Source organism: Vreelandella songnenensis (assembly GCF_003002925.1).
Classification (GTDB): Bacteria; Pseudomonadota; Gammaproteobacteria; order Pseudomonadales; family Halomonadaceae; genus Vreelandella; species Vreelandella songnenensis.
On the sequence record NZ_PVTK01000002.1, the window covers coordinates 352,359 to 371,209 of the forward strand.

An 18,851-nucleotide genomic window follows, 5' to 3' on the forward strand; every position below is an offset into this window, starting at 1 on the left:
GAAAGCTTACTGGATTGAGTAAGCTCCCTCCCCTGACATCGGGCCGGGCAGATTACACCTCGATCTGCCCGCCATAAGCTCGTTACCCTCACACTTAAGCAGGACCCTGTAGGGTTGGCTGCTGTCACTCGGGTATGGCTTTACTGTAACGCGCCTAATGCAGGCAGTCGCTGACATGGATCAACTTTTGGACGATTCAGCCGTTTAAAGCACTTTTCGATCTTCGACCTTGCTGTGCTCAGTACCTGGCGGCAGTGGATGCCCCTTGGCAAGCTCGGCGCGGGTTGCATCGCGCACGTCCAAAATGGTGACCGCATAGCTGAGCGTGCGCCCGGCCAGCGGATGATTGGTGTCTACGGTGACGCGGTCCCCGGCGACGTCCACCACGGTGACGATCTGCGGGCCGGCTTCGCCTTCGGTTTGAAAACGGCTGCCGGGCGTCAGCTCCGCATTGCCAAACGAGCCGCGCCCCACCTCCTGAACCAGCGCTTCATTGCGCAGGCCATAGGCCTGTTCGGGGGCAAGCGTTACGCTTTTTCTGTCACCCACGCTCAAGCCGGCCAGCGCCTGCTCAAGGCCGGGCACGATATTGTCATGGCCGTGCAGGTACTCAAGGGGCTTGTCACGCGCCAGCGAGTCGTCCAGCGTGCGCAGGCTGTTATCGCTCAATACCTCAGTCAACACATAGTGCAGGGTCACGACCTGATGCGCCGTAATCGACATGGAAAACACCTCTCCGGTAAGCTGTCGGCTTTGTCGTAAAATATTGATGCAGTTTATCACTTGGCCTACGCCAACGTCTTTTGGAGTCGAACCATATGCCCACCCCGTTACCTCAGCGCAGCTGGCTTGCCGCGCTGGCGATCTATTGTCGGGCACCCGTCATTACCATGCTGTTTCTGGGATTCTCCGCCGGCCTGCCGTTTCTGCTGGTGTTCTCCACGCTTTCGGCCTGGCTAAGAAGCGACGGGGTTGACGTTGCCGCCATCGGCTTTTTTGCCTGGATCGGCATGCTCTACTCGATCAAGTTCTTCTGGGCGCCGGTGGTCGACCGGCTGGCCCTGCCGATACTTACCCGCGTCTTTGGGCAGCGCCGGGGCTGGATGCTGCTGGCCCAGGCTACCATTGCCACGGGGCTGGTCGGGCTTGCCGGCGTAAGCCCGGTGGGCAATCTTGGCCTGGTGGCGCTGTTTGCGCTGCTGATCGCGTTCGGCTCGGCCACGCAGGACATTGCCATAGACGCCTACCGCATCGAGTCGGCGGAAGATGACGTTCAGGCGGCCATGGCCTCTACCTATATCATCGGTTACCGGGGCGGGCTGCTGGCGGCCGGCGCAGGCGCGCTGTACATCGCCGCAGCGACCTCCTGGGATCTGGCGTACCTGACCATGGCGGCGCTGGTGGGCGTCGGGTTCATTACCGTGCTGGTTCGTCCGGAACCCAAGCGCGCCTCGCTCAGCGTTCAACTGATCCATGAGCCCAAGGTGCGGGCGTTCATTCGTGCAAGCCAAGGCAGGCCCAAGGTGCTGCGCCGCCTGGGCGCCTGGACGATTGGCGCCATTGTCTGCCCCTTCACCGACTTCTTCAGCCGTTACGGCGTCAAGGCGCTGTGGATTCTGGTGTTCATCGCGGTATTTCGCGTAAGCGACCTGGCCATGGCCTCAATGGCCAACCCGCTGTATATCGACGTCGGCTTTTCGCTGGCCACCATTGCCAACGTCACCAATATCTTTGGTATCGCGATGAGCATTCTGGGCGGGTTGCTGGGCGGGCTTCTGGTGGCACGCTACGGGATCGGCCCGCTGCTGATCTTTGGTGCGGGCTTTGTGATGCTGACCAATCTGCTGTTTGCCGCCCTTGCGCTGATCGGCAACCAGGTGCCCATGCTGGTGATCACCATCATCGGCGACAACCTGGCCAACGGCCTGGCAAGTGCGGTGTTTATCGCCTTTTTATCCAGCCTGACGTCGCGGGCCTATACGGCAACCCAGTACGCACTTTTCTCGTCATTGATGACGCTACCGGGGAAGTTTCTAAGCGGCTTTGGAGGATTGGTGGTCACGGCGCAGGGCTATGCCACCTTCTTTGTGATTGCCACGCTACTCGGCCTGCCGGCCATCGTGCTGGCGATCTGGATCAGCCGTGACAAGCAGCTGGTGCCCGCCCCCAAGCCGCGTTGAGCAGCCTGGGGGCCAAGTGCTAGCGGTGTTCGTTCAGCCACTCGAGCGCACCCGGTGTGGTGCGCCACTGATCGCGCATCAGCGTGCGGTACTGCCACGCTTCGGCCCGTGAGCCGGGGTCGACCTGGCCATCGGCGTGAGGCATGGCCGGGCGCGGTTTCTCGGCGCAGATCATCTCAATTGCGTGGCGGCTGTGGGCCATCACCTCACCCAGCGCCTTTTCGGCTTCCTCCTGCTGGCCCAGACGGTAAAGCGCAAGCGTCCGGCCCATCAGCAGGCCCAGCACCAGCGAACCATCGTCGTTCTGCTGATCGGAAAGCGCCAGTGCTTCCTGGTTGCGGTCATCGCGCAGCAGTTGATCCAGCACCAGCTCCTTGAGACCCAGGCTGTCTTCCTTGTCAATTGCCAGCAGCTCTTCGGCAAGTTCGCGGGAGCGCTGGCGTGCGCCGCGCTCCATGCCTACCACCAGCGCCAGACCGGTACGCAGCAGCATGGCATTATCGGCATCGTCCCAGCACAGGCTGCCTTCGCCTTCGGCACGTGCCTGCTCAAGCCAGCGCGAAAGGCGTAGCGCCAAAGGCTCCAGCAGGCTCGGCGCCATCCACGGCAGGCTGCCAAAGCGGCTGGTAAGCGCAAGTGTCAGGTCTTGCACGACCTGCGGCGCATCCAGCCACTCGGGGTGGGCGCACAGTGCCGACATCCACTCTACCGCGTTGCCCCAGGGGTCATCGCGAAAGCCAAGGGCCACGTCTTCATCTACCATGACCTGAAACTGCTCGTGCCAGGCGGCAAACAGCGTGGCCTCTCGGGCCGAGGTAGCGTAGAGCAGATGACCGCTCTTGGCGTCCACCGTGATATCCAGCTTCGGCGCGGTGGGCAATGCCGCCAGCAGCGCCTGCAGGGAAACCAGCGGGGTGGCCAGGTCTTCCTCGGCGCTCAGCAGCTGGTCGGCAAGGGTCGCGCCGGGGTTTTCGGCCAGGGCCGCCAGAAAATCCAGCTGCTCCTCGTCCAGACCGCCCTGACGCACCAAGCGCCGGTACCAGAAGTTGGCGCGCTCCTTGGCTTCCTCTTCGTGGCCTTCGTGCAGCAGCAGCATGGCTTCGATGTAGGCAAGCGTCGGCGAATCCGGCAGCGCCTGCTGGGCTTTGACAAAGGCCGCCCGGGCGCTGTCCAGGTCATCGTTATCCAGGTGCATCAGACAAAGACGTTCAAGGGCCACGCCGCGCAGGAACAGCGGCCCGCGCTCCATCACGTCATCCAGCAGGTCGGCCCGCTTGCGGGTAAAACCGCGCTCCTGGTAGATATCCAGCAGGATCTCGAAGGCGGGCTCAGCCTGCTCGGGCAGCCGCGACCAGTCGCTGCCGTCGAACAGCGATTCGAGAATCTGCATCGCCCGGCCGGTCTGACCACCTTCGGCGGCAATCAGGCCTGCCTCCAGCAGCGCCTGCGGCGGCGCCTGACGGCTTTCCAGGGCGGCCTTCAGCGTGGCGCCCTTCCATTCGCGCAGTGAGAGCATCCACATCATCTGCTCGGGGATATCCGTCGGGAAATCGACCCGGTAGCAGCACTGCTTGTACTTGCGCCCGGAGTCGCACCAACAGGGTTCGTTGCGCCCCGGGGTGGCCAGCGACTCGCTGGCAAAATCCAGCCGCTCAAGCGGCGTCTGCGACCATAAGATGGGGGCCAGCGCCTGGGCGGTGGCGACATCGCCATTAAATGATGTCGCGCCTTCGGCCCGTACCCAGGTCATGAAATCGGGATAATGTTCTTGCTGCCTGATTGCCGAGAGTGCCCCAGAGGCAAATCCCAGCAGCTGATCGACCCATACCGCTAGCATTGCCGTCTCCACTGTCTTTGAAAAGCGTGTTTAAAAAGCGCCATAGTCTATCACGCAGGACGGCGCTCCCGCAGCGGCAATCTGTTGCGTTGTGGGTCGGACACGTTGTTGGTCAGGCTAGAAGCGGTTGAACGCGCTCATGCATATCCAGGCGCGCTTTCAGACGTACCAGGTTCCAGTAATGGCCGTTCAGCGCCCGGGAAAGCAGCAGCGTATCCGCGGGCGGCTGCAGGCGGTCCATCGCTGCCCATACCTTGGGCGAAAGTTCACGCAGCTGGCGGTGGACGCGCACATCGCTGAAGTCCTGCTCGCCGGGTTCGAACAGCGGCGCAATGCTGTCGGCGGCCTCGCGGTAGAGCGAAAGCGGCGCGCCCTGCCCCTGGCGTCCGCCCATTTGAACCATGGCATCGTCCATGGCCATGGGGTCCCGCGCGAGGGTGGCTTCCAGCAGCTTCATCATGGCATCAAGCCGGGCTGCGGGTACGGGAATCACCGCGCCGAAATCGTAGATCACGAGCCGCCCCTGCGCATCTGCGGCAAAGTTGCCCGCGTGGGGGTCGGCGTGCAGCTCACCAAAGGTGAACAGCTCTTGGGTAATCCAGTCAGCCAGGGTCTGGGCCAGCTGTTGACGCGTGGCGTCATCGGCGCTTTCCAGCTCGCGCAGCGGCGTACCATCCACAAAGCGCATGGCCAGCACGTGGGGCCCGCAAAGCGCCATGAGCGGCTCGGGAATCACCAGCCGTGGCTCATCTGCGTAGCGCTCGCGGTAGCGGGCAAGTGCCCGAGCTTCGGCCTGGTAATCCAGCTCGTCGCGAAGCCCGGCGGCCAGCTCCTCGAACATCGCATCCAGACGCGCCTGGGGCACCTTGAACCAGCGCCCCAGGCGCATGATTCGCCGCACCTGGGCCAGGTCGCTCTCCAGCACATCGGCAAGCCCCGGGTACTGGACCTTGAGCACGACCGTTTCGCCTTCAAGCGTTACCGCCTTGTGCACCTGACCCATGGAGGCACTGGCAAACGGGCGCTCTTCGATCTCGCTGAAGTGCGCGTCAAGCTCGCCGTACTGCAGCACAAGCGCTTCGCGAATGCGCGGCCAAGGCATGGGTTCGGCCTGACGCTGCAGACGGGAAAGCTCCTCGGCCAGGTCCGGGGGCAGCAGGTCATCCCATTGCGACATCATCTGGGCCATCTTCATGGCCGGGCCCTTGAGTTCGGAAAGGCCCTCGAACAAGGCCTCGCCCAACGCTCGCCAATCCGCCTGGCCGCCCAGCCGGGTCTTGAGCATCGCCCCGCCGGTGCGTGCGCCCAGGCCCATTAACCTGCGTGTTCTGCCGCGTTCGCGCATGTGAAGATCCTTTTCGGTAACTGCCGGGTACAAAAACCTCTGTTAGCTCCTTAGCGTAGCCTATACAACCCGTGGCACGGTCAAGTAGTACATCGCCCTGGCTGTAATTAAGTGCAATAAAATTCTTGTACGCGAATAGCATCAAACTTATAAAAAAAGCTAATTAATTGTTTTTTATTAAAATATTGTCAATATTAAGTTTTTGCACGTATGTGCAAAACGTAAACGTTCTGTCATTTTTCCTCTCTAGAATACTTATCAATTCAGCCGATGCCATCGGCCACTTGATGCGTTAATGAGGAAAACCAATGATTGGGTGGATCTTTACAGCACTCCCCACGAAACGGGGGCTACAGCTCAGTCTTAAAGACCCGGCGACGCTATTGGGCATTGGCCTGCTTATCACGTTCAGCTATCTCATCCTGGCGCCGGTCATCTCCATTCTCATGGACGCCGTCAACGTCAATTTTGGAGATTCAAACCGGATTGGCACGCCCCAGGGCAACTTCACGCTCTATTATCTTGAGCGCGTGTTCACCTCCCCCATTTCACAACGCCTCTTCTGGCAGCCGCTGTTCAATACGCTTAGCGTGGCGCTCGGTGCCATGTGCATCGCCATGGTGATCGGCGGGGTCATGGCCTGGCTTCTAAGCCGTACCAACCTCTGGGGCCGGGGCTGGTTCGCCACGGCGCTGATCGTGCCGTTCATGCTCCCCACGTGGACCTTTGCGCTTGCCTGGACCACGCTGTTCAAGAACCGCTCGATGGGCGGGCAGCCGGGGTGGCTTGAATCAATGGGCTACTCTTCGCCCGACTGGCTGGCCTATGGGCCGGTGCCCATGGTCCTTATTCTGGCGCTTCACTACATTCCGCTGGTCATACTGCTGTTCGGCAACGCCCTGCGTCGACTGGACTCCCAGCTTGAAGACTCGGCGCGCATTCTGGGCGCCAGCCGCTCCACCGTTGCCTTTCGCATCATCCTGCCGCTGATGCGCCCGGCGCTGATGTCGGCCATGGTGCTGATCCTGGCCGATGCCCTGGGCGAGTTTGCCGTTCCCTACATCCTTGGCTTACCCGTTCAGTACGATACGCTCTCCACCTCGCTGTTCAGGGCGATCTCATCGCGCCAGACCGGCGTTGCCTCGGTACTGGCCGGCGCCATCATGGTGCTGGGCTGTATCACATTGACCATCGACCTGTACCTGATGCGCGAAGCGCGCCGCTTCGTCACGCTGGGTGGCAAGGGCGCCATGGAGCGTCGGCGCCCACTTGGCGTTTGGCGTCTGCCCGCCACGCTGCTGGCCGCTAGCCTGTTTGTAGTGGGCGTGGTGCTTCCGCTCATGACGCTCTTTCTATCCACCGTCATGCGTATCCCGGGGCGCTTTAACCTCTCCAACTTCACGCTCGATTACTGGATCGGCACCAATCTCGACACGATCGCGCTCTCGAACGGCATTCTATTGACGCCGGAGTTCTGGTCGGCCACCTGGAACAGCCTGCGCATCGTGGGCACCGCGTCCATCTGTGCTGGGTTGCTCGGGCTACTGGTGGGCTACGTCGTCACGCGCACGCCCTGGCGGTGGCTGGCAAGCACGCTGCGCCAACTCACCTTCATGCCTTATCTCGTGCCGGGTATTGCCTTCGCTGCAGCCACTCTGTCGCTGTTTGCCGTACAGCGCGGCCCGGTGCCCGCCCTTTATGGCACCTCGTTGATCCTGATGCTGGCGCTGATTGCCGATCAGATGCCCTTTGCCTCACGGGCAGGCATATCGGCCATGACGCAGCTGGGTAAAGAGCCCGAAGAAGCTGCCCAGATATCGGGCGCCTCATGGCTCAAGCGTATGGTCAGCATCATCGTGCCCATTCAGAAAGGCGCGCTGGTGGTGGGTATCGTGCTGCCCTTTATCTCCGGCATCAAAGGCGTGAGCCTTTTCATCATCCTGGCGGTACCGGCCACCGAAGTGCTGACCACCTACTCACTGCGCCTGGTGGATTACAACTACACCCAGGCGGCCAACGCCGTTGTGCTGATGATTGCCCTGCTCGCCTGGGGCGGCACGGTGCTGACCCAGAAATTAACCAAGACGGGCCTCGCCCAAGGCCTGGAGAGCTAGTCATGCCTACCATCACGTTAGACGCCATTTCCAAGCAGTACAGCCAACAGGCAACCGCGGTTCAGAATGTCGACCTGCATATTCCAAGCGGTGACTTCATGTGCCTGCTGGGCCCGTCAGGCTGCGGCAAGACCACGATGCTACGCATGATTGCAGGCCTCGAGCACCTGAGCCACGGGCGGCTTTACATCGGCGACCAGCTGGTTGATTCACCGCAGAGCGGCTGTTTCGTGGCGCCGGAAAAGCGCGGCCTGGGCCTGGTATTTCAGAGCTACGCGCTATGGCCGCACATGACGGTCGAGCAGAACATCGAGTTTGGTCTGCGGCTGCGCAAGCTTTCCGAGCGCGAACGCCGCGCCCGCACCGGGGAGGTGATGGAGAAACTGGGCATAGCCGGTTACGCCAAGCGCTACCCTTCACAGCTTTCCGGCGGACAGCAGCAGCGCGTAGCCCTCGCCCGCATGATGGTATTGAAACCGAAGGTACTGCTGCTCGATGAGCCACTCTCCAACCTTGATGCCTCCTTGCGCCTGGAGATGCGTGCTGAACTCAAACGGCTACACCAAGCGTTTGATACCACCATTCTGTTTGTCACCCACGACCAGTGGGAAGCCATGACCCTGGCCACCAACATTGCCGTCATGAGCAAGGGCCAGTTGCAGCAGGTAGGCAGCCCGGACGATATCTACGCGCGTCCGGCCAACCGCTTCGTGGCCGAGTTTATCGGCAACCCGCCGATCAATCAGGTAGCAGCGGATACCGCGCTGGGAGGCCGACTCGCCCGCCAGCCGAATACGCACATGCTGGGAATTCGCCCGGAAGATATCCACCTGGCGCCTGACGCCACTGCCCATACGCTGCCTGCCAAGGTGCGGGGCATCATGCCGACCGGCGGAAGCTGGGTGCTGGATATGGAAATAGAGGGCCAGTGTCTGCAGCTCTCGACCCAGATCAGGCCCCAGGTACAGGCGGGTGAACATACCTACTGCCAGATTCAGCCCCAGCATGTGCACCTGTTCGACGCAGCCGGCAGCCGCCTTGAGCATACGGCTTATCACAACGCCGTCCCCACTTCCTTCATGCATGCCGTTTAAAAGGGTTTATCCATGCGTTCTCTATCACGACTTGCCATTGCCATCAGCCTAGCCTCAGCACCCGCGGCGTGGGCTGGCGAATCCAGCGCGATCGATGAGCTGATCGAAGCTGCCCGCCAGGAGCCCGCGATCACGGTCTACGACTCCACCGGCAAGATCATCGAGCAGGCCGAAGGCTTTACACGCAAGTACGGCGTTCAGGCAGAAGGGGTGAAATCGAAGGCGCCGCACACGCTGGAACGCATCATTCGCGAGGCCCAGGCGGGCAACATCCAAACCGATGTGGCAATACTGGCCGATGCGCCGGCGGCGGTCGCCCAACTGCTGGATACCGGCTTTGCGGTCAACTGGTTTCCCGAAGCGCTGGCCGACACTATCAGCGAGCGCTATCGCGACCCGCTGGCCATCGTCATGGCGCCCAACGTATGGACCTACAGCACCGCGCTTCACGACAGCTGCCCTATCGCCAACCTTTGGGAGTTGACCGAGCCCGAGTGGGCGCGTCGCGTTGCCATGCAGGATCCGCTGGGCAAGCCCTCCTACGTGGACTGGTTCAACCAGATGGCCCAGCACGGCGATGAGGCAATGGCGGCCGCCTTTGAAGCACGCTATGGCCACCCGCTCGACGATTCCGAGGAGAGTGCCACTGCGGCCTGGGTAAAGGCCTTGGCCGCCAACGCGCCACTGCTGACCGACTCGGATTCCAACGCCGCAGAAGCCGTGGCCTCCCCGGATCAGCAGGACAGTTTTATCGGCTTAACCAGCACCGCCAAGTTTCGTGACAATGCCAACGGCATGACGCTTGGCATCTGCGAAGGCCTCGACCCCTGGCTTGGCTGGACCTACCCCTCCATTGGCCTTATTGCCAGTGGCACCCAAAGCCCCAATGCTGCCAAGCTCTTCTTGTATTACCTGTTGACCGAAGAAGGCATCGCCCCCCAGGCGCAGGACGGGAAAATTTCGACCCGCTCCAACATTGCGCTACCGGCCAGCGAGCCTTCCGGCATTGGGGCGCTTAAAGCGCAGCTGTTTGATTACTCCCCGGATACGGCCATCGATGACTGGGAAAACCGCCAGGATTGGCAGGAACTCTGGATGCTGAACTATCGCCGTTGACCCATCGCCATTAACTATCACCATTAACCATCGCCGTTAACAACAATACCTGCGTTCACGCTGCACTCTATAAGGATAGCTATGCCGATTCTGCCCCATGAGCTTGAGGCCCGCGCGGAGTTCTTGAAGGACATGATTCACCGCACTGGCCTGAAAGCACGCCATCTTTTCGAAACGCGTACGCCGGGGCTCTACACGCTCAAGGGCCACCAGGATTTCCTGACCGAGGCCGATACCTTCATCGAGCAAGAGATCAAGGCCGCCATTGCACAGCACTTTCCCAGCGATGCCTTCATGGGCGAGGAAAGTAGCGGCGAGCAGTGCGGCGGGCAGGTCAACGGCAACGCCACCTGGATCGTCGACCCGATCGATGGCACGGCCAACTACGCCAGAGGCATTCCTCACTTCTGTGTCTGCATCGCGTTTATCGACCGCGGCAAGACCCAGCTGGGCGCCATTTTCAACCCGTGCACTGAGGAGCTCTATTTCACCCAGCGCGGCAAGGGCGCCTATAAAAACGCCGAGGCCATTCAGGTAGCCGCCACCCGCGACTTCACCACCGCGACCATTGAAATGGGCTGGTCCACTCGAACCGCGCTGCAGACCTACCTCAATGCCCAGGCGGCACTTTTATCCCATGGTGCCAACGTTCGCCGCGGCGCCTCCGGCGCGCTGGCCCTGGCCTGGGTGGCCGAAGGCCGCATCGACGGTTATCTCGAGCATCATATGCATCCCTGGGACAGCCTGGCCGGGCTTTTACTGGTGCGTGAAGCGGGTGGCGTGACACGCCCCTACCTTTCCCTTTCCGGCACTCTGAGCACGGGCGGCGCGGTGCTAGCGGCGGCGCCGCACATCGCGGATTCCCTTACCCATTACAGCCAACTTGAAGAGCTTGACATCGCATGACCAAACATCACTATCCGCGCCCGCCCATGAGTCTGATCGAGCCCAACCTGCCCGGGCGTAACGTGGCGCTCTATATCGGCGATAGCCAGGCCGCCAGCAGCCCGGCACTGCTTGAAGAAAATGGTATTACCACGGTGATCAACTGCGCCGTCAATCTGGATATCAACCTGGTGGACACGAGTATTCCTCCTACGCCCAACGGCTTGATTCAAGGGCCTGGCAGGTTTCGGTATTACAAGATCGGCATGATCGACGGCCCGGGTAACCCGCACGAACAGATGCTGGCCGCCTATTTCATTCTCAGAGCCGCGCTTGACCAGGTCATGCCGGACAAGCCCTCCTACCCATTGCGCGAAAAAGGCAATGTGATGGTGCATTGTCGCGGCGGGCGCAGCCGCTCGGTCACGCTGGTATCGTTGTTTCTGCATCTGGAACTGCCCAACCGCTACCCAACGCTTGAAAGCGCCGTGGCCCATGTGCGCCAGGAGCGCCAGCTGCATCCGGATGAGTGGTTTGAAACTCCCAAACCGGAGCTGTTCGATGCCGCCCGCATCGCGGCCCGGCAGATAAAGCAATTACTCCAAGAGGCACCCGATGAGCAGCTCACGCAAGTTTGCTAGTGCTGAAGAGGTCGCACGCCTGGCCGGCGTGTCGCGTTCGGCGGTATCACGCACCTTTACCGACGGTGCCAGCGTCTCGGAAGAGACGCGTCGCAAGGTGCTTGCAGCGGCAGCCGAGCTCAACTACCACGTCAATCACCTGGCCCGCGGCCTCTCCCAGGAGAGCTCGCGCCCGGTCTGCCTGGTAGGCGATCACCTCTCATCGCCGTTTCTCTCGAGCTTGCTGGAAGCGGTCAGCCGGCACATCCAGGCGCTGGGCCGGGCCGTCATGTTGATCAACACGTCCGGCGAGCCCGAAGCCGTGGAAGGCGCCCTGCATCAGGCATTGAAGTACCGGGCGAGCGCCATCGTGGTGTTATCCGGCGCGCCTGCAGAATCTCTGGTGCAAACCTGTATTCAAAGCGGGCTGCGGGTGGTGCTGGTCAACCGCGGTCACGAATTCAGCGGCCCGGTGCATATCACACTCGACCACGAATCCGCCATGCAGGAAGCCTTCGAGCTGTTTTACCGGGTGGGATGCCGCTCTTTTGGACTGGTAACCTCCACCGCCTGCACGCCAAGCCTGCTAGCCCGGGAACAGGCTTTTACCCGAGCGGTGAATGAAGCGGGGCTTTCGATAACCACCGTGCGGGAAGGTCCCACCCAGTACGCCACGGGCCAGGCCGCCGCTAGAGCGCTGCTTGCCCGTTCACAGCGGCCGGATGCCGTGCTCTGCACCACCGACCTGCTGGCGTGTGGTTTTCTGGACACCGCGCGCCAGTCGTTCAAGCTCGATATTCCGCAAGACCTGTGCGTCATGGGCTTCGATAACATCGAGCAGGCCAGCTGGCAAAGCTATGAACTGACCACCTTTCATCACCCGGTGGAGGAAATCGCGGCATGCATTGTCAAGCAGCTGGCAGATGAGGATGTCATCAGCCAGATGATTCAGCTGCCTGCCCAGCCCGTGTGGCGGAGCACCATTCGCCCGGGCTGAAACCTCACCCGCTAACGCGCCTGATACAGCAACACTCTGATTTTATTCGCCCTACTTCGGGCGAAGGGGCCTCTTTGTGCCTTTTAAACGTGCCTTTTGACGCGAACTGACCAACTTTCCACCAGGAGAACACCAATGCAAGCCACGACGAACCGCTACCTTGGCGCTGTCGCTTTCGCCGCCGCCGGCTGGCTGGCCGCCACGCCAGCCCTGGCCACGGACGCCAGCGCGCCGGACGCTACGCACTACAGCACAAAAACGCCCTATCGCTACGTTCCTACCGAGTTCACGCCCGCCCCGCCGGGATATCGCCCGGTGCTGGTCCAGTACGTGGGCCGACACGGTTCGCGCCATCTTTCCAGCGCCAAGTACGACAAGACGCTTTTCGAGCTGCTGAGCATTGCCGAGGCGCGCGGTCAGCTCACCGACGCCGGGTACACATTGAAGCAGGAAGTAGCCCAGCTGATCGCGGTTCAGGAAGACGTCTACGGCGAGCTTTCGATGCTCGGTGGCGAGGAGCTTCACGCTATCGGCGAGCGCCTGGCCGAGCGCTTCCCCGAGGCCTTCGAGGACGGCCAGCCGATCATCGCCCACGCCACCTACAAGGACCGCACACCTCAAAGCCGCGACCACTTTTTAAGTGGCTTGCAAAGTGCGCTGGGCGAGGCGACGCCGCCCATCGACGCCCGCCAGTACGCCAAGGGCCGCGACCCTTATCTGCGCCCTTACGACCTGGCCGCCCGCTATGGCGACTACAAGAGCGACGGCGAGTGGCAGGCGGTCATCAACGCCTTCCTTGACGCGCAAAGTGAAACCGCCACCTTCGCCCGAGATATCGTCACCCAGTTCATTGATGACGAACTCTACGCCGAGCTCGAGCGCGGCGAGCTGGCACTTGAGGACGCCAAGGGGCGCGTCGCTCTCGCCACGCCCACGGACGCCGCCAACAACCTTTACCAGCTCTATATCATTTCGCCCAACATCGTGCGCGAGGGGGAGTTCGATTTCGGCCGCTACTTCAGCGAAGAGCAGCTGGCCTGGTATGAAGACCTCGACTTGATGGAGACCTTCTACGCCAAGGGCCCTTCGCTTACGAGCAGCGACCTGCCCCGGGAAATCGCAGCCCCCATGGTCAAGGAACTGATCACCTCGACCGACGAAGCACTTAAGAAGGATAGCGTAAGCGGCATCTTCAACTTCACTCATGCGGAGTTGATCATGCCTCTTGCCGCGTACCTGCAGATCGAAGGTGCCGATGAGAGCCAGGACGACCCGGCCCAGGTCAGCGCCAGCTGGGCCGGCAAGGACATCACGGCAATGGCCGCCAACATTCAGTGGATTCTTTTCGAGAACGACAACGGCGGCGACCCCCTGGTCAAGATGCTGCATAACGAGCGCGAGATAGCCTTCCCTCTCCCGACCGAGCAATACCCCTACTACGACTGGGAAAGCGTCAAGGCGTACTACATCGCCAAGGTCAATGACAGCGGCATTGCGTTGAGCAACACGCTGGATGAAGACATCGAGGCGCTCGAAAACGACTTCTAGGTCGTAAACGCCCTTCACTTTTTTAACACATTGAAAACACACCCTCTTTTAATCCTGCGATTAAAGGAGCGGCCAGTGACTGCCTGAACTTTTTGTAAGGATCGAAGAAATGAAGAAATTGATGCTTGTTACCGCGCTTTCCATGGCCGCTTTTCAAACGGCGCAAGCCGCCGCCGTGTTTGAAAACGAGGAAGTGCGGATCGACCTGACCGGCAAGCTTCAGTACGAAGCGGGCGCGTTTAAATATGATAAACAGAACCCGGCTCAACGCCTCAACTTCGGCGGTGACGGCAAGGCACGCTTGGGAACCCAGTTTCGCTACCACTTCACCGATGAAATCGACCTGCTGGGTAAGCTTGAGTGGCAGCTCAATGCCGAAGACGAAAATGATGCCAAGACCGATAGCCTCGACGTGCGCTACGCCTGGCTCGGGTTTCGTTACCTGGACCAGCTGGAAATGGCCATTGGCCGCACCAAGAGCTCGACCAGTCAACTGGTGGATGTCACCGATATCTTCGAGCTGTTTGGCTCCTCCGCCAACGACAACAAGATCAATGGCATCAAGCCCTTCGATAGCAAGAAGGATGACCAGCTGACCATCGGCTACGATATCGGCAACTGGGACCTGCGCGGAAGCTACGTCTTCGAAGATGAGCGCCGCCCGCGCGAAACCAGCGCCGGCGACCGCGACTACCAGTACAGCTTCTCGGCACGCTATACCACCGAGTCGGAGATCGATTTCGTGGGGGCCTACGAACGCCAGAGCTTTCAAGGCAGCACCGACACGCTGGGCGACATGACCAGCTGGGGGCTGGGGGTGGGATGGCGCTTCGATCCGTTCTACGTGGGCGCCATCAACGGCTACAAGCGCATGACGGCCGCCGACGATCAGGAGTTTTCCTCGCACTTCTATGAACTGGCCGCCGCCTACGAGCTAGGCAGAGCGCTTTTCATGGTGGGTTACAACAATGAAAAAGGCGAAGACGACCTGGCCGATGAGGGCACTCGGGTCGATGAAGTCGTCTTCGGAGTATCCTATCAACTGATGCCGCGAGCCAAGGTATACGCCGAGTACAACGTTGATCGCCTGCGCGTGGATGGCCAGCGCCGGGACGACCTATACGGCATGGGGATCGAGGTCAAGTTCTAGACGCCCGCGTGGCCTGACTTCTGATGCCCGGCACGGCTCTGCTACTATAGGGCATCTCGAACAGACGTTAAGGCCACGCTGCGCATGCGCTTGATTATCGCCGAAAAACCCAGCCTTGCCCGGGCCATTGCCGAAGCGCTGCCGGGCAGCCCCAGACGCCAGGAAGGTGCCATCGTGTGCGGTGATACCACCGTGACCTGGTGTCTGGGCCATCTGCTCGAACAGTCCCCACCGGAAGCCTACGACCCCGCCGACAAGCAGTGGCGCCTCGACCGCCTGCCCATCGTGCCCGGCACCTGGAAACTGGCCCCGCGCCCCAAGGCGCGCGGCCAGCTGGCCGTCATTCGCAAGCTGATCAAGCAGGCGACCAGCGTAGTGCATGCCGGCGACCCGGACCGCGAAGGCCAGCTCCTGGTGCAGGAAGTGATCGAGCACCTCAAGTACCGCGGCCCGGTTCAACGCCTGCTGATCAGCGATCTCAACCGCCCCGCCGTTACCCGAGCGCTCGCCCAGCTACGCCCCAACGCCGAATTTCAGCCGCTGTTTCAAGCTGCACAAGCGCGCTCACGAGCCGACTGGCTGTACGGGATCAATCTGACCCGCGCCTGGACGCTGACCGGCCGCCAGGCGGGCTTTGACGGCGTGCTTTCCGTGGGCCGGGTGCAAACCCCGGTGCTGGGGCTGATCGTGCGCCGCGATAACGCCATTCGCGATTTCAAGCCGCACCCGTTTTACCCGCTCTGGGTGGATCTCAAGGTAGCCAACGGCCAGCTGCGCGCCTGGTGGGCACCCAGGGAAAATCAGCCCCTGGATGATCAGGGCCGTCTGATCGACCGCGCCCCCGCCGACGCCCTGGCGGCAAGTCTGCCCGGCGCTTCAGGCCAGTTGACGACCCTCGAACAGCAGGAAAAACGCCAGGCGCCGCCGCTGCCCTACTCCCTATCGGCGCTTCAGGTAGACGCCGCCCGCCGCCATGGACTATCCGCGCAGATGGTGCTGGATATCTGCCAGCGCCTTTACGAGCAGCACAAGCTGATTACCTACCCGCGCTCGGACTGCCGCTATCTGCCCGAAGAGCATCTTCAGCTTGCCAGGCAGAGTCTTAGCGGCGCCTGCCAGAATGACGCCACGCTCAGGCAGTGGCTGCAAGGCGCTGATTTCACGCTGCGTTCCAAAGCCTGGAACGACAAGCAGGTAGGCGCCCACCATGCGCTGGCACCTACCGGCAAACCGGCGGATTTCAGCCAGCTCTCGGCCACCGAGGGCCACGTCTTTCGATTGGTGGTACGCAACGTGATGGCGCAGTTCTACCGCCCCTTGCGCACTTTTGAAGTCAAGGCTGAGTTCACCCTGCTGAACGAGGCCTTCCGCGCCCGCGGCCAGAGCATTCTGGACCCGGGCTGGAAGCCGCTGTTCACTACCAGAGAAGAAACCCCGCCCCTGCCCACGCTTACCCAGCATGAGCCCTGCCAGGCACTGGGCGCCGGGGTGGAAGAGAAAGAGACTCGCCCGCCAGAGCCGTTTACCGATGCAAGCCTCATCAAGGCAATGATGAACATCGGCCGCTATGTGGACGACCCTAACGTGCGACGCACCCTGCGCGACACCGACGGCCTGGGCACCGAAGCCACGCGCGCCGGTATCATCGAAACCCTGGTGCAACGCGGGTACCTGGTGCGCCAGCAAAAAGCCCTGCGCGCCACCAAGCTCGGCTGCGCGCTGATCGCTGCCTTGCCCAGCGCAGTCAGCACGCCGGAGCGCACCGCGCTATGGGAGCAGCGCCTGCGCGCCATCTCCGAGCAGCAGGATCACCCGGGCGCCTTTCAGCAGGCCTTGCTGGAAGATCTTCGCGCTCTGCTTGGCCAAAGCGATGCGGACAAGCTCAGGCGAAGCCTGCAAACCGCCGAGGGCGCAGCCGCAGGCCCGGCCAAGCGTGCGGCCAAGCCGAAAAAGCGCTATACGAAAAAGAGAACGTCGACTGCAAGGAAAACCAGAAGCTGAGACCGAGCAGTACGCAATATGCTCTACGCATTTCTCTCTAACAATTGTAAGGCCACCACTGTTGGGTAATTGCTCTACACTGAATACAAGATAACGGTATAAATAGGCAAGTTATTCCGAAGGAGCTGATAGCCTTCCAGGCACTGCCCTTACCCAGTCTCGGATGGCCAGAACCGTTGAATCATCACGCCGGCTTTTTGGGTAAACCAGAAAGAAGGCGTGGTCTTCAAGCTCAGGGCCAAAAGGATGTACCAAGCGCCCATCGGCTAATTCATCCTCGACCAATTGGCGGCTCATCAGCATGACCCCCTGCCCAGCCACCGCCGCTGCGATGGCATGGCTTTCATCGGAGAACGCCAGTCCGGCCCCGACATTCAATCCTGGAATCTGGGCAATCTTCTGGTAACCCGGCCAATCCGTGGGCGATATGAATACCCCCTGCGGTCGAAAATGGATCAACGGGTACCTGCATGGATCCTTGCCAGCTTGTTGAACAAGCTGCGGGCTGCAGACGGGAATCAAGGTGGTATCAAAAAGCTTCTCGGCAGAAAGGCCCGGCCAGCGGCCATCACCGTGGCGGATGGCCATGTCCGCCGTGACGCCATCCAGCGCCACCGGCTCATGGGTAGCATGAATACGCAGGTCGATGTCGGTATAGGCCTCCCGCAGCTGGTAAACCCAGGGCAGTAGCCAGCGTACCGCCACCACCGGTGTGGTCGTAAGTGTCACACTCTGCCGTTCGGGCAAGGCGCTCAATCGCGCAATGGTACTACTGATGCTGTCGAAAGAGACTTCCAGCACCCGCGCCAGCTCACGCCCTTGCGGCGTCAACTCAAGCCGCCTGGGTCGGCGCAAGAACAGCGCCACGCCCAGCGCCGCTTCAAGCCCGCGAATCTGATGGCTGATGGCCGTGGCCGTCACCGAGAGCTCCAGCGCCGCCTGCTTGGCACTTTCATGGCGAGCAGCCGCTTCAAACGCGCGAAGGGCTGAAAGCGAGGGTAAGCGTCGCGAAGTCATAAGTGAGTTTTACTCATCTATACCGGCAAAAAAGATCGTTTGTCGCGCTATTTACATGGCCCTAAGCTGAAGCCGTTGTCAAGCATAGATGAATTCAGCTTAAAGGAGACGCTTCATGTCACGTATTCTGCATATCGATGCCAGCGCCCGCCCCGGACTCGCGGGAACGGATCACCACGGCTCGCACAGCCGTTACCTGTCCCAGCACTTTGTCCGTCAGTGGCAGTCAAGCCGCCCGCAGGACGCCGTCACTTATCGCGATATAGGCCAGTGCCCACCTTCGTTCATTAGCCACGACTGGATCGCTTCGGCTTTTACACCGGAAGACAAACGCGCGCCGTGGATGAAAGAAGCGCTCGCGGAAAGCGATGCACTGGTCGATGAGCTGATAGCGTCCACTATCCTGGTGATTGGAACGCCGCTCTACAACTTTGGCATGCCCGCCAGCCTCAAGGCGTGGGTCGATCAGATCATCAGGGCCGAGCGAACGGTCGGGGTCGACAAGAGCAATCTGCATGACCCTTATGCTCCAAAACTCACGGAGCGAGAACGGCATGCCGTCATTCTCGTTGCCAGAGGCGGCATGAATATGGGCCCGGGGGAAGCCATGGCGCATATGAACCATCTGGAGCCCAATCTTGTCGCCGCGCTCGGGTTCGTCGGGATCACCCGGATTCATACCATCGCGATCGAGGGACAGGAAGTAGGAGGCAAGGTGCTGAAAGAATCGATTGCGCGCGCGCGGCGTAAGGTGACACAGCTGGTAGATGAGTTGCAGAGGGCACTAGGTACTGCTGGCAGCGAGCCGGCATGACGGCACTTCTGCTCTAGAGAGCCATCGCGAGAGGTGCGAAATCCCTAATCCTGGGATATTCGCGCCTCGATACTTACTTGAGCCCTGCTTGAACTTGGTCAATGAGTGCTAGGGATCAGCACTCAAGGAAAGC

15 protein-coding genes are annotated in these 18,851 nt (G+C 61.1%); 11 read left to right on the forward strand and 4 right to left on the reverse strand.

The features are described 5' to 3' along the window. Positions 1 to 204: 204 nt before the first annotated feature. Entirely contained in the window at positions 205 to 723 is a 519-nt protein-coding gene (locus tag B0H98_RS06180) for an FKBP-type peptidyl-prolyl cis-trans isomerase (RefSeq protein WP_106374183.1), read from the reverse strand. Between the two features lie 95 nt (positions 724 to 818). Between B0H98_RS06180 and B0H98_RS06185 the strand changes: the two genes are divergently transcribed. Further along, positions 819 to 2,180: an AmpG family muropeptide MFS transporter gene (locus B0H98_RS06185; protein ID WP_106374184.1), complete on the forward strand. Its 1,362-nt coding sequence runs from the start codon at positions 819 to 821 to the stop codon at positions 2,178 to 2,180. Between the two features lie 19 nt (positions 2,181 to 2,199). On the opposite strand, the gene B0H98_RS06190 is transcribed toward B0H98_RS06185, so the two are convergent. Both B0H98_RS06190 and B0H98_RS06195 read right to left on the reverse strand, forming a co-directional pair. Further along, positions 2,200 to 4,017: an SEC-C domain-containing protein gene (locus B0H98_RS06190; protein WP_106374185.1), complete on the reverse strand. Its 1,818-nt coding sequence runs from the start codon at positions 4,015 to 4,017 to the stop codon at positions 2,200 to 2,202. 112 nt (positions 4,018 to 4,129) lie between these two features. Beyond that, positions 4,130 to 5,362, reverse strand: coding sequence for an ABC1 kinase family protein (locus B0H98_RS06195; RefSeq protein WP_106374186.1), 1,233 nt, complete (start codon positions 5,360 to 5,362; stop codon positions 4,130 to 4,132). A gap of 308 nt (positions 5,363 to 5,670) precedes the next feature. On the opposite strand from B0H98_RS06195, the gene B0H98_RS06200 reads away from it, so the two are divergent. From B0H98_RS06200 to B0H98_RS06240, 9 genes are all read left to right on the forward strand, one after another. Next, entirely contained in the window at positions 5,671 to 7,476 is a 1,806-nt protein-coding gene (locus B0H98_RS06200; protein WP_106374187.1) for an ABC transporter permease, read from the forward strand. A 2-nt stretch (positions 7,477 to 7,478) separates the two neighbouring features. Next, complete coding sequence (locus B0H98_RS06205) at positions 7,479 to 8,570, forward strand: ABC transporter ATP-binding protein (RefSeq protein ID WP_106374188.1); 1,092 nt, start codon at positions 7,479 to 7,481, stop codon at positions 8,568 to 8,570. Between the two features lie 12 nt (positions 8,571 to 8,582). Then, on the forward strand, positions 8,583 to 9,686 hold the full coding sequence (locus B0H98_RS06210; RefSeq protein ID WP_106374189.1) for an ABC transporter substrate-binding protein: 1,104 nt from the start codon (positions 8,583 to 8,585) through the stop codon (positions 9,684 to 9,686). An 81-nt stretch (positions 9,687 to 9,767) separates the two neighbouring features. After that, positions 9,768 to 10,592, forward strand: coding sequence for an inositol monophosphatase family protein (locus B0H98_RS06215; protein WP_106374190.1), 825 nt, complete (start codon positions 9,768 to 9,770; stop codon positions 10,590 to 10,592). Further along, positions 10,589 to 11,212: a dual specificity protein phosphatase family protein gene (locus tag B0H98_RS06220; protein WP_106374191.1), complete on the forward strand. Its 624-nt coding sequence runs from the start codon at positions 10,589 to 10,591 to the stop codon at positions 11,210 to 11,212. Before B0H98_RS06215 ends, B0H98_RS06220 begins: the two co-directional genes overlap by 4 nt. Next, positions 11,187 to 12,188, forward strand: coding sequence for a LacI family DNA-binding transcriptional regulator (locus tag B0H98_RS06225; RefSeq protein ID WP_106374192.1), 1,002 nt, complete (start codon positions 11,187 to 11,189; stop codon positions 12,186 to 12,188). Before B0H98_RS06220 ends, B0H98_RS06225 begins: the two co-directional genes overlap by 26 nt. Before the next feature lie 135 nt (positions 12,189 to 12,323). Continuing rightward, positions 12,324 to 13,736, forward strand: a complete 1,413-nt coding sequence (locus B0H98_RS06230; protein ID WP_106374193.1) for a histidine-type phosphatase — start codon at positions 12,324 to 12,326, stop codon at positions 13,734 to 13,736. Positions 13,737 to 13,845: 109 nt separating this feature from the next. Then, positions 13,846 to 14,886: a porin gene (locus tag B0H98_RS06235; RefSeq protein WP_106374194.1), complete on the forward strand. Its 1,041-nt coding sequence runs from the start codon at positions 13,846 to 13,848 to the stop codon at positions 14,884 to 14,886. An 84-nt stretch (positions 14,887 to 14,970) separates the two neighbouring features. Then, on the forward strand, positions 14,971 to 16,887 hold the full coding sequence (locus tag B0H98_RS06240) for a DNA topoisomerase III (RefSeq protein WP_106374195.1): 1,917 nt from the start codon (positions 14,971 to 14,973) through the stop codon (positions 16,885 to 16,887). Between the two features lie 111 nt (positions 16,888 to 16,998). Here B0H98_RS06240 and B0H98_RS06245 read toward each other — a convergent pair whose 3' ends face one another. Beyond that, a complete protein-coding gene (locus B0H98_RS06245) occupies positions 16,999 to 17,904 on the reverse strand; it encodes a LysR substrate-binding domain-containing protein (protein ID WP_106374196.1) in 906 nt (301 codons plus the stop codon). A gap of 115 nt (positions 17,905 to 18,019) precedes the next feature. On the opposite strand from B0H98_RS06245, the gene B0H98_RS06250 reads away from it, so the two are divergent. Then, complete coding sequence (locus B0H98_RS06250) at positions 18,020 to 18,718, forward strand: FMN-dependent NADH-azoreductase (RefSeq protein ID WP_106374197.1); 699 nt, start codon at positions 18,020 to 18,022, stop codon at positions 18,716 to 18,718. The last annotated feature ends 133 nt before the right edge of the window (positions 18,719 to 18,851 follow it).

What these genes read in the sequence shown, in the direction of transcription:
- B0H98_RS06180 (WP_106374183.1), bottom strand. Translation starts at nt 723, where the DNA reads ATGTCGATTACGGCGCATCAGGTCGTGACCCTGCACTATGTGTTGACT.
- B0H98_RS06185 (WP_106374184.1), top strand. Translation starts at nt 819, where the DNA reads ATGCCCACCCCGTTACCTCAGCGCAGCTGGCTTGCCGCGCTGGCGATC.
- B0H98_RS06190 (WP_106374185.1), bottom strand. Translation starts at nt 4,017, where the DNA reads ATGCTAGCGGTATGGGTCGATCAGCTGCTGGGATTTGCCTCTGGGGCA.
- B0H98_RS06195 (WP_106374186.1), bottom strand. Translation starts at nt 5,362, where the DNA reads ATGCGCGAACGCGGCAGAACACGCAGGTTAATGGGCCTGGGCGCACGC.
- B0H98_RS06200 (WP_106374187.1), top strand. Translation starts at nt 5,671, where the DNA reads ATGATTGGGTGGATCTTTACAGCACTCCCCACGAAACGGGGGCTACAG.
- B0H98_RS06205 (WP_106374188.1), top strand. Translation starts at nt 7,479, where the DNA reads ATGCCTACCATCACGTTAGACGCCATTTCCAAGCAGTACAGCCAACAG.
- B0H98_RS06210 (WP_106374189.1), top strand. Translation starts at nt 8,583, where the DNA reads ATGCGTTCTCTATCACGACTTGCCATTGCCATCAGCCTAGCCTCAGCA.
- B0H98_RS06215 (WP_106374190.1), top strand. Translation starts at nt 9,768, where the DNA reads ATGCCGATTCTGCCCCATGAGCTTGAGGCCCGCGCGGAGTTCTTGAAG.
- B0H98_RS06220 (WP_106374191.1), top strand. Translation starts at nt 10,589, where the DNA reads ATGACCAAACATCACTATCCGCGCCCGCCCATGAGTCTGATCGAGCCC.
- B0H98_RS06225 (WP_106374192.1), top strand. Translation starts at nt 11,187, where the DNA reads ATGAGCAGCTCACGCAAGTTTGCTAGTGCTGAAGAGGTCGCACGCCTG.
- B0H98_RS06230 (WP_106374193.1), top strand. Translation starts at nt 12,324, where the DNA reads ATGCAAGCCACGACGAACCGCTACCTTGGCGCTGTCGCTTTCGCCGCC.
- B0H98_RS06235 (WP_106374194.1), top strand. Translation starts at nt 13,846, where the DNA reads ATGAAGAAATTGATGCTTGTTACCGCGCTTTCCATGGCCGCTTTTCAA.
- B0H98_RS06240 (WP_106374195.1), top strand. Translation starts at nt 14,971, where the DNA reads ATGCGCTTGATTATCGCCGAAAAACCCAGCCTTGCCCGGGCCATTGCC.
- B0H98_RS06245 (WP_106374196.1), bottom strand. Translation starts at nt 17,904, where the DNA reads ATGACTTCGCGACGCTTACCCTCGCTTTCAGCCCTTCGCGCGTTTGAA.
- B0H98_RS06250 (WP_106374197.1), top strand. Translation starts at nt 18,020, where the DNA reads ATGTCACGTATTCTGCATATCGATGCCAGCGCCCGCCCCGGACTCGCG.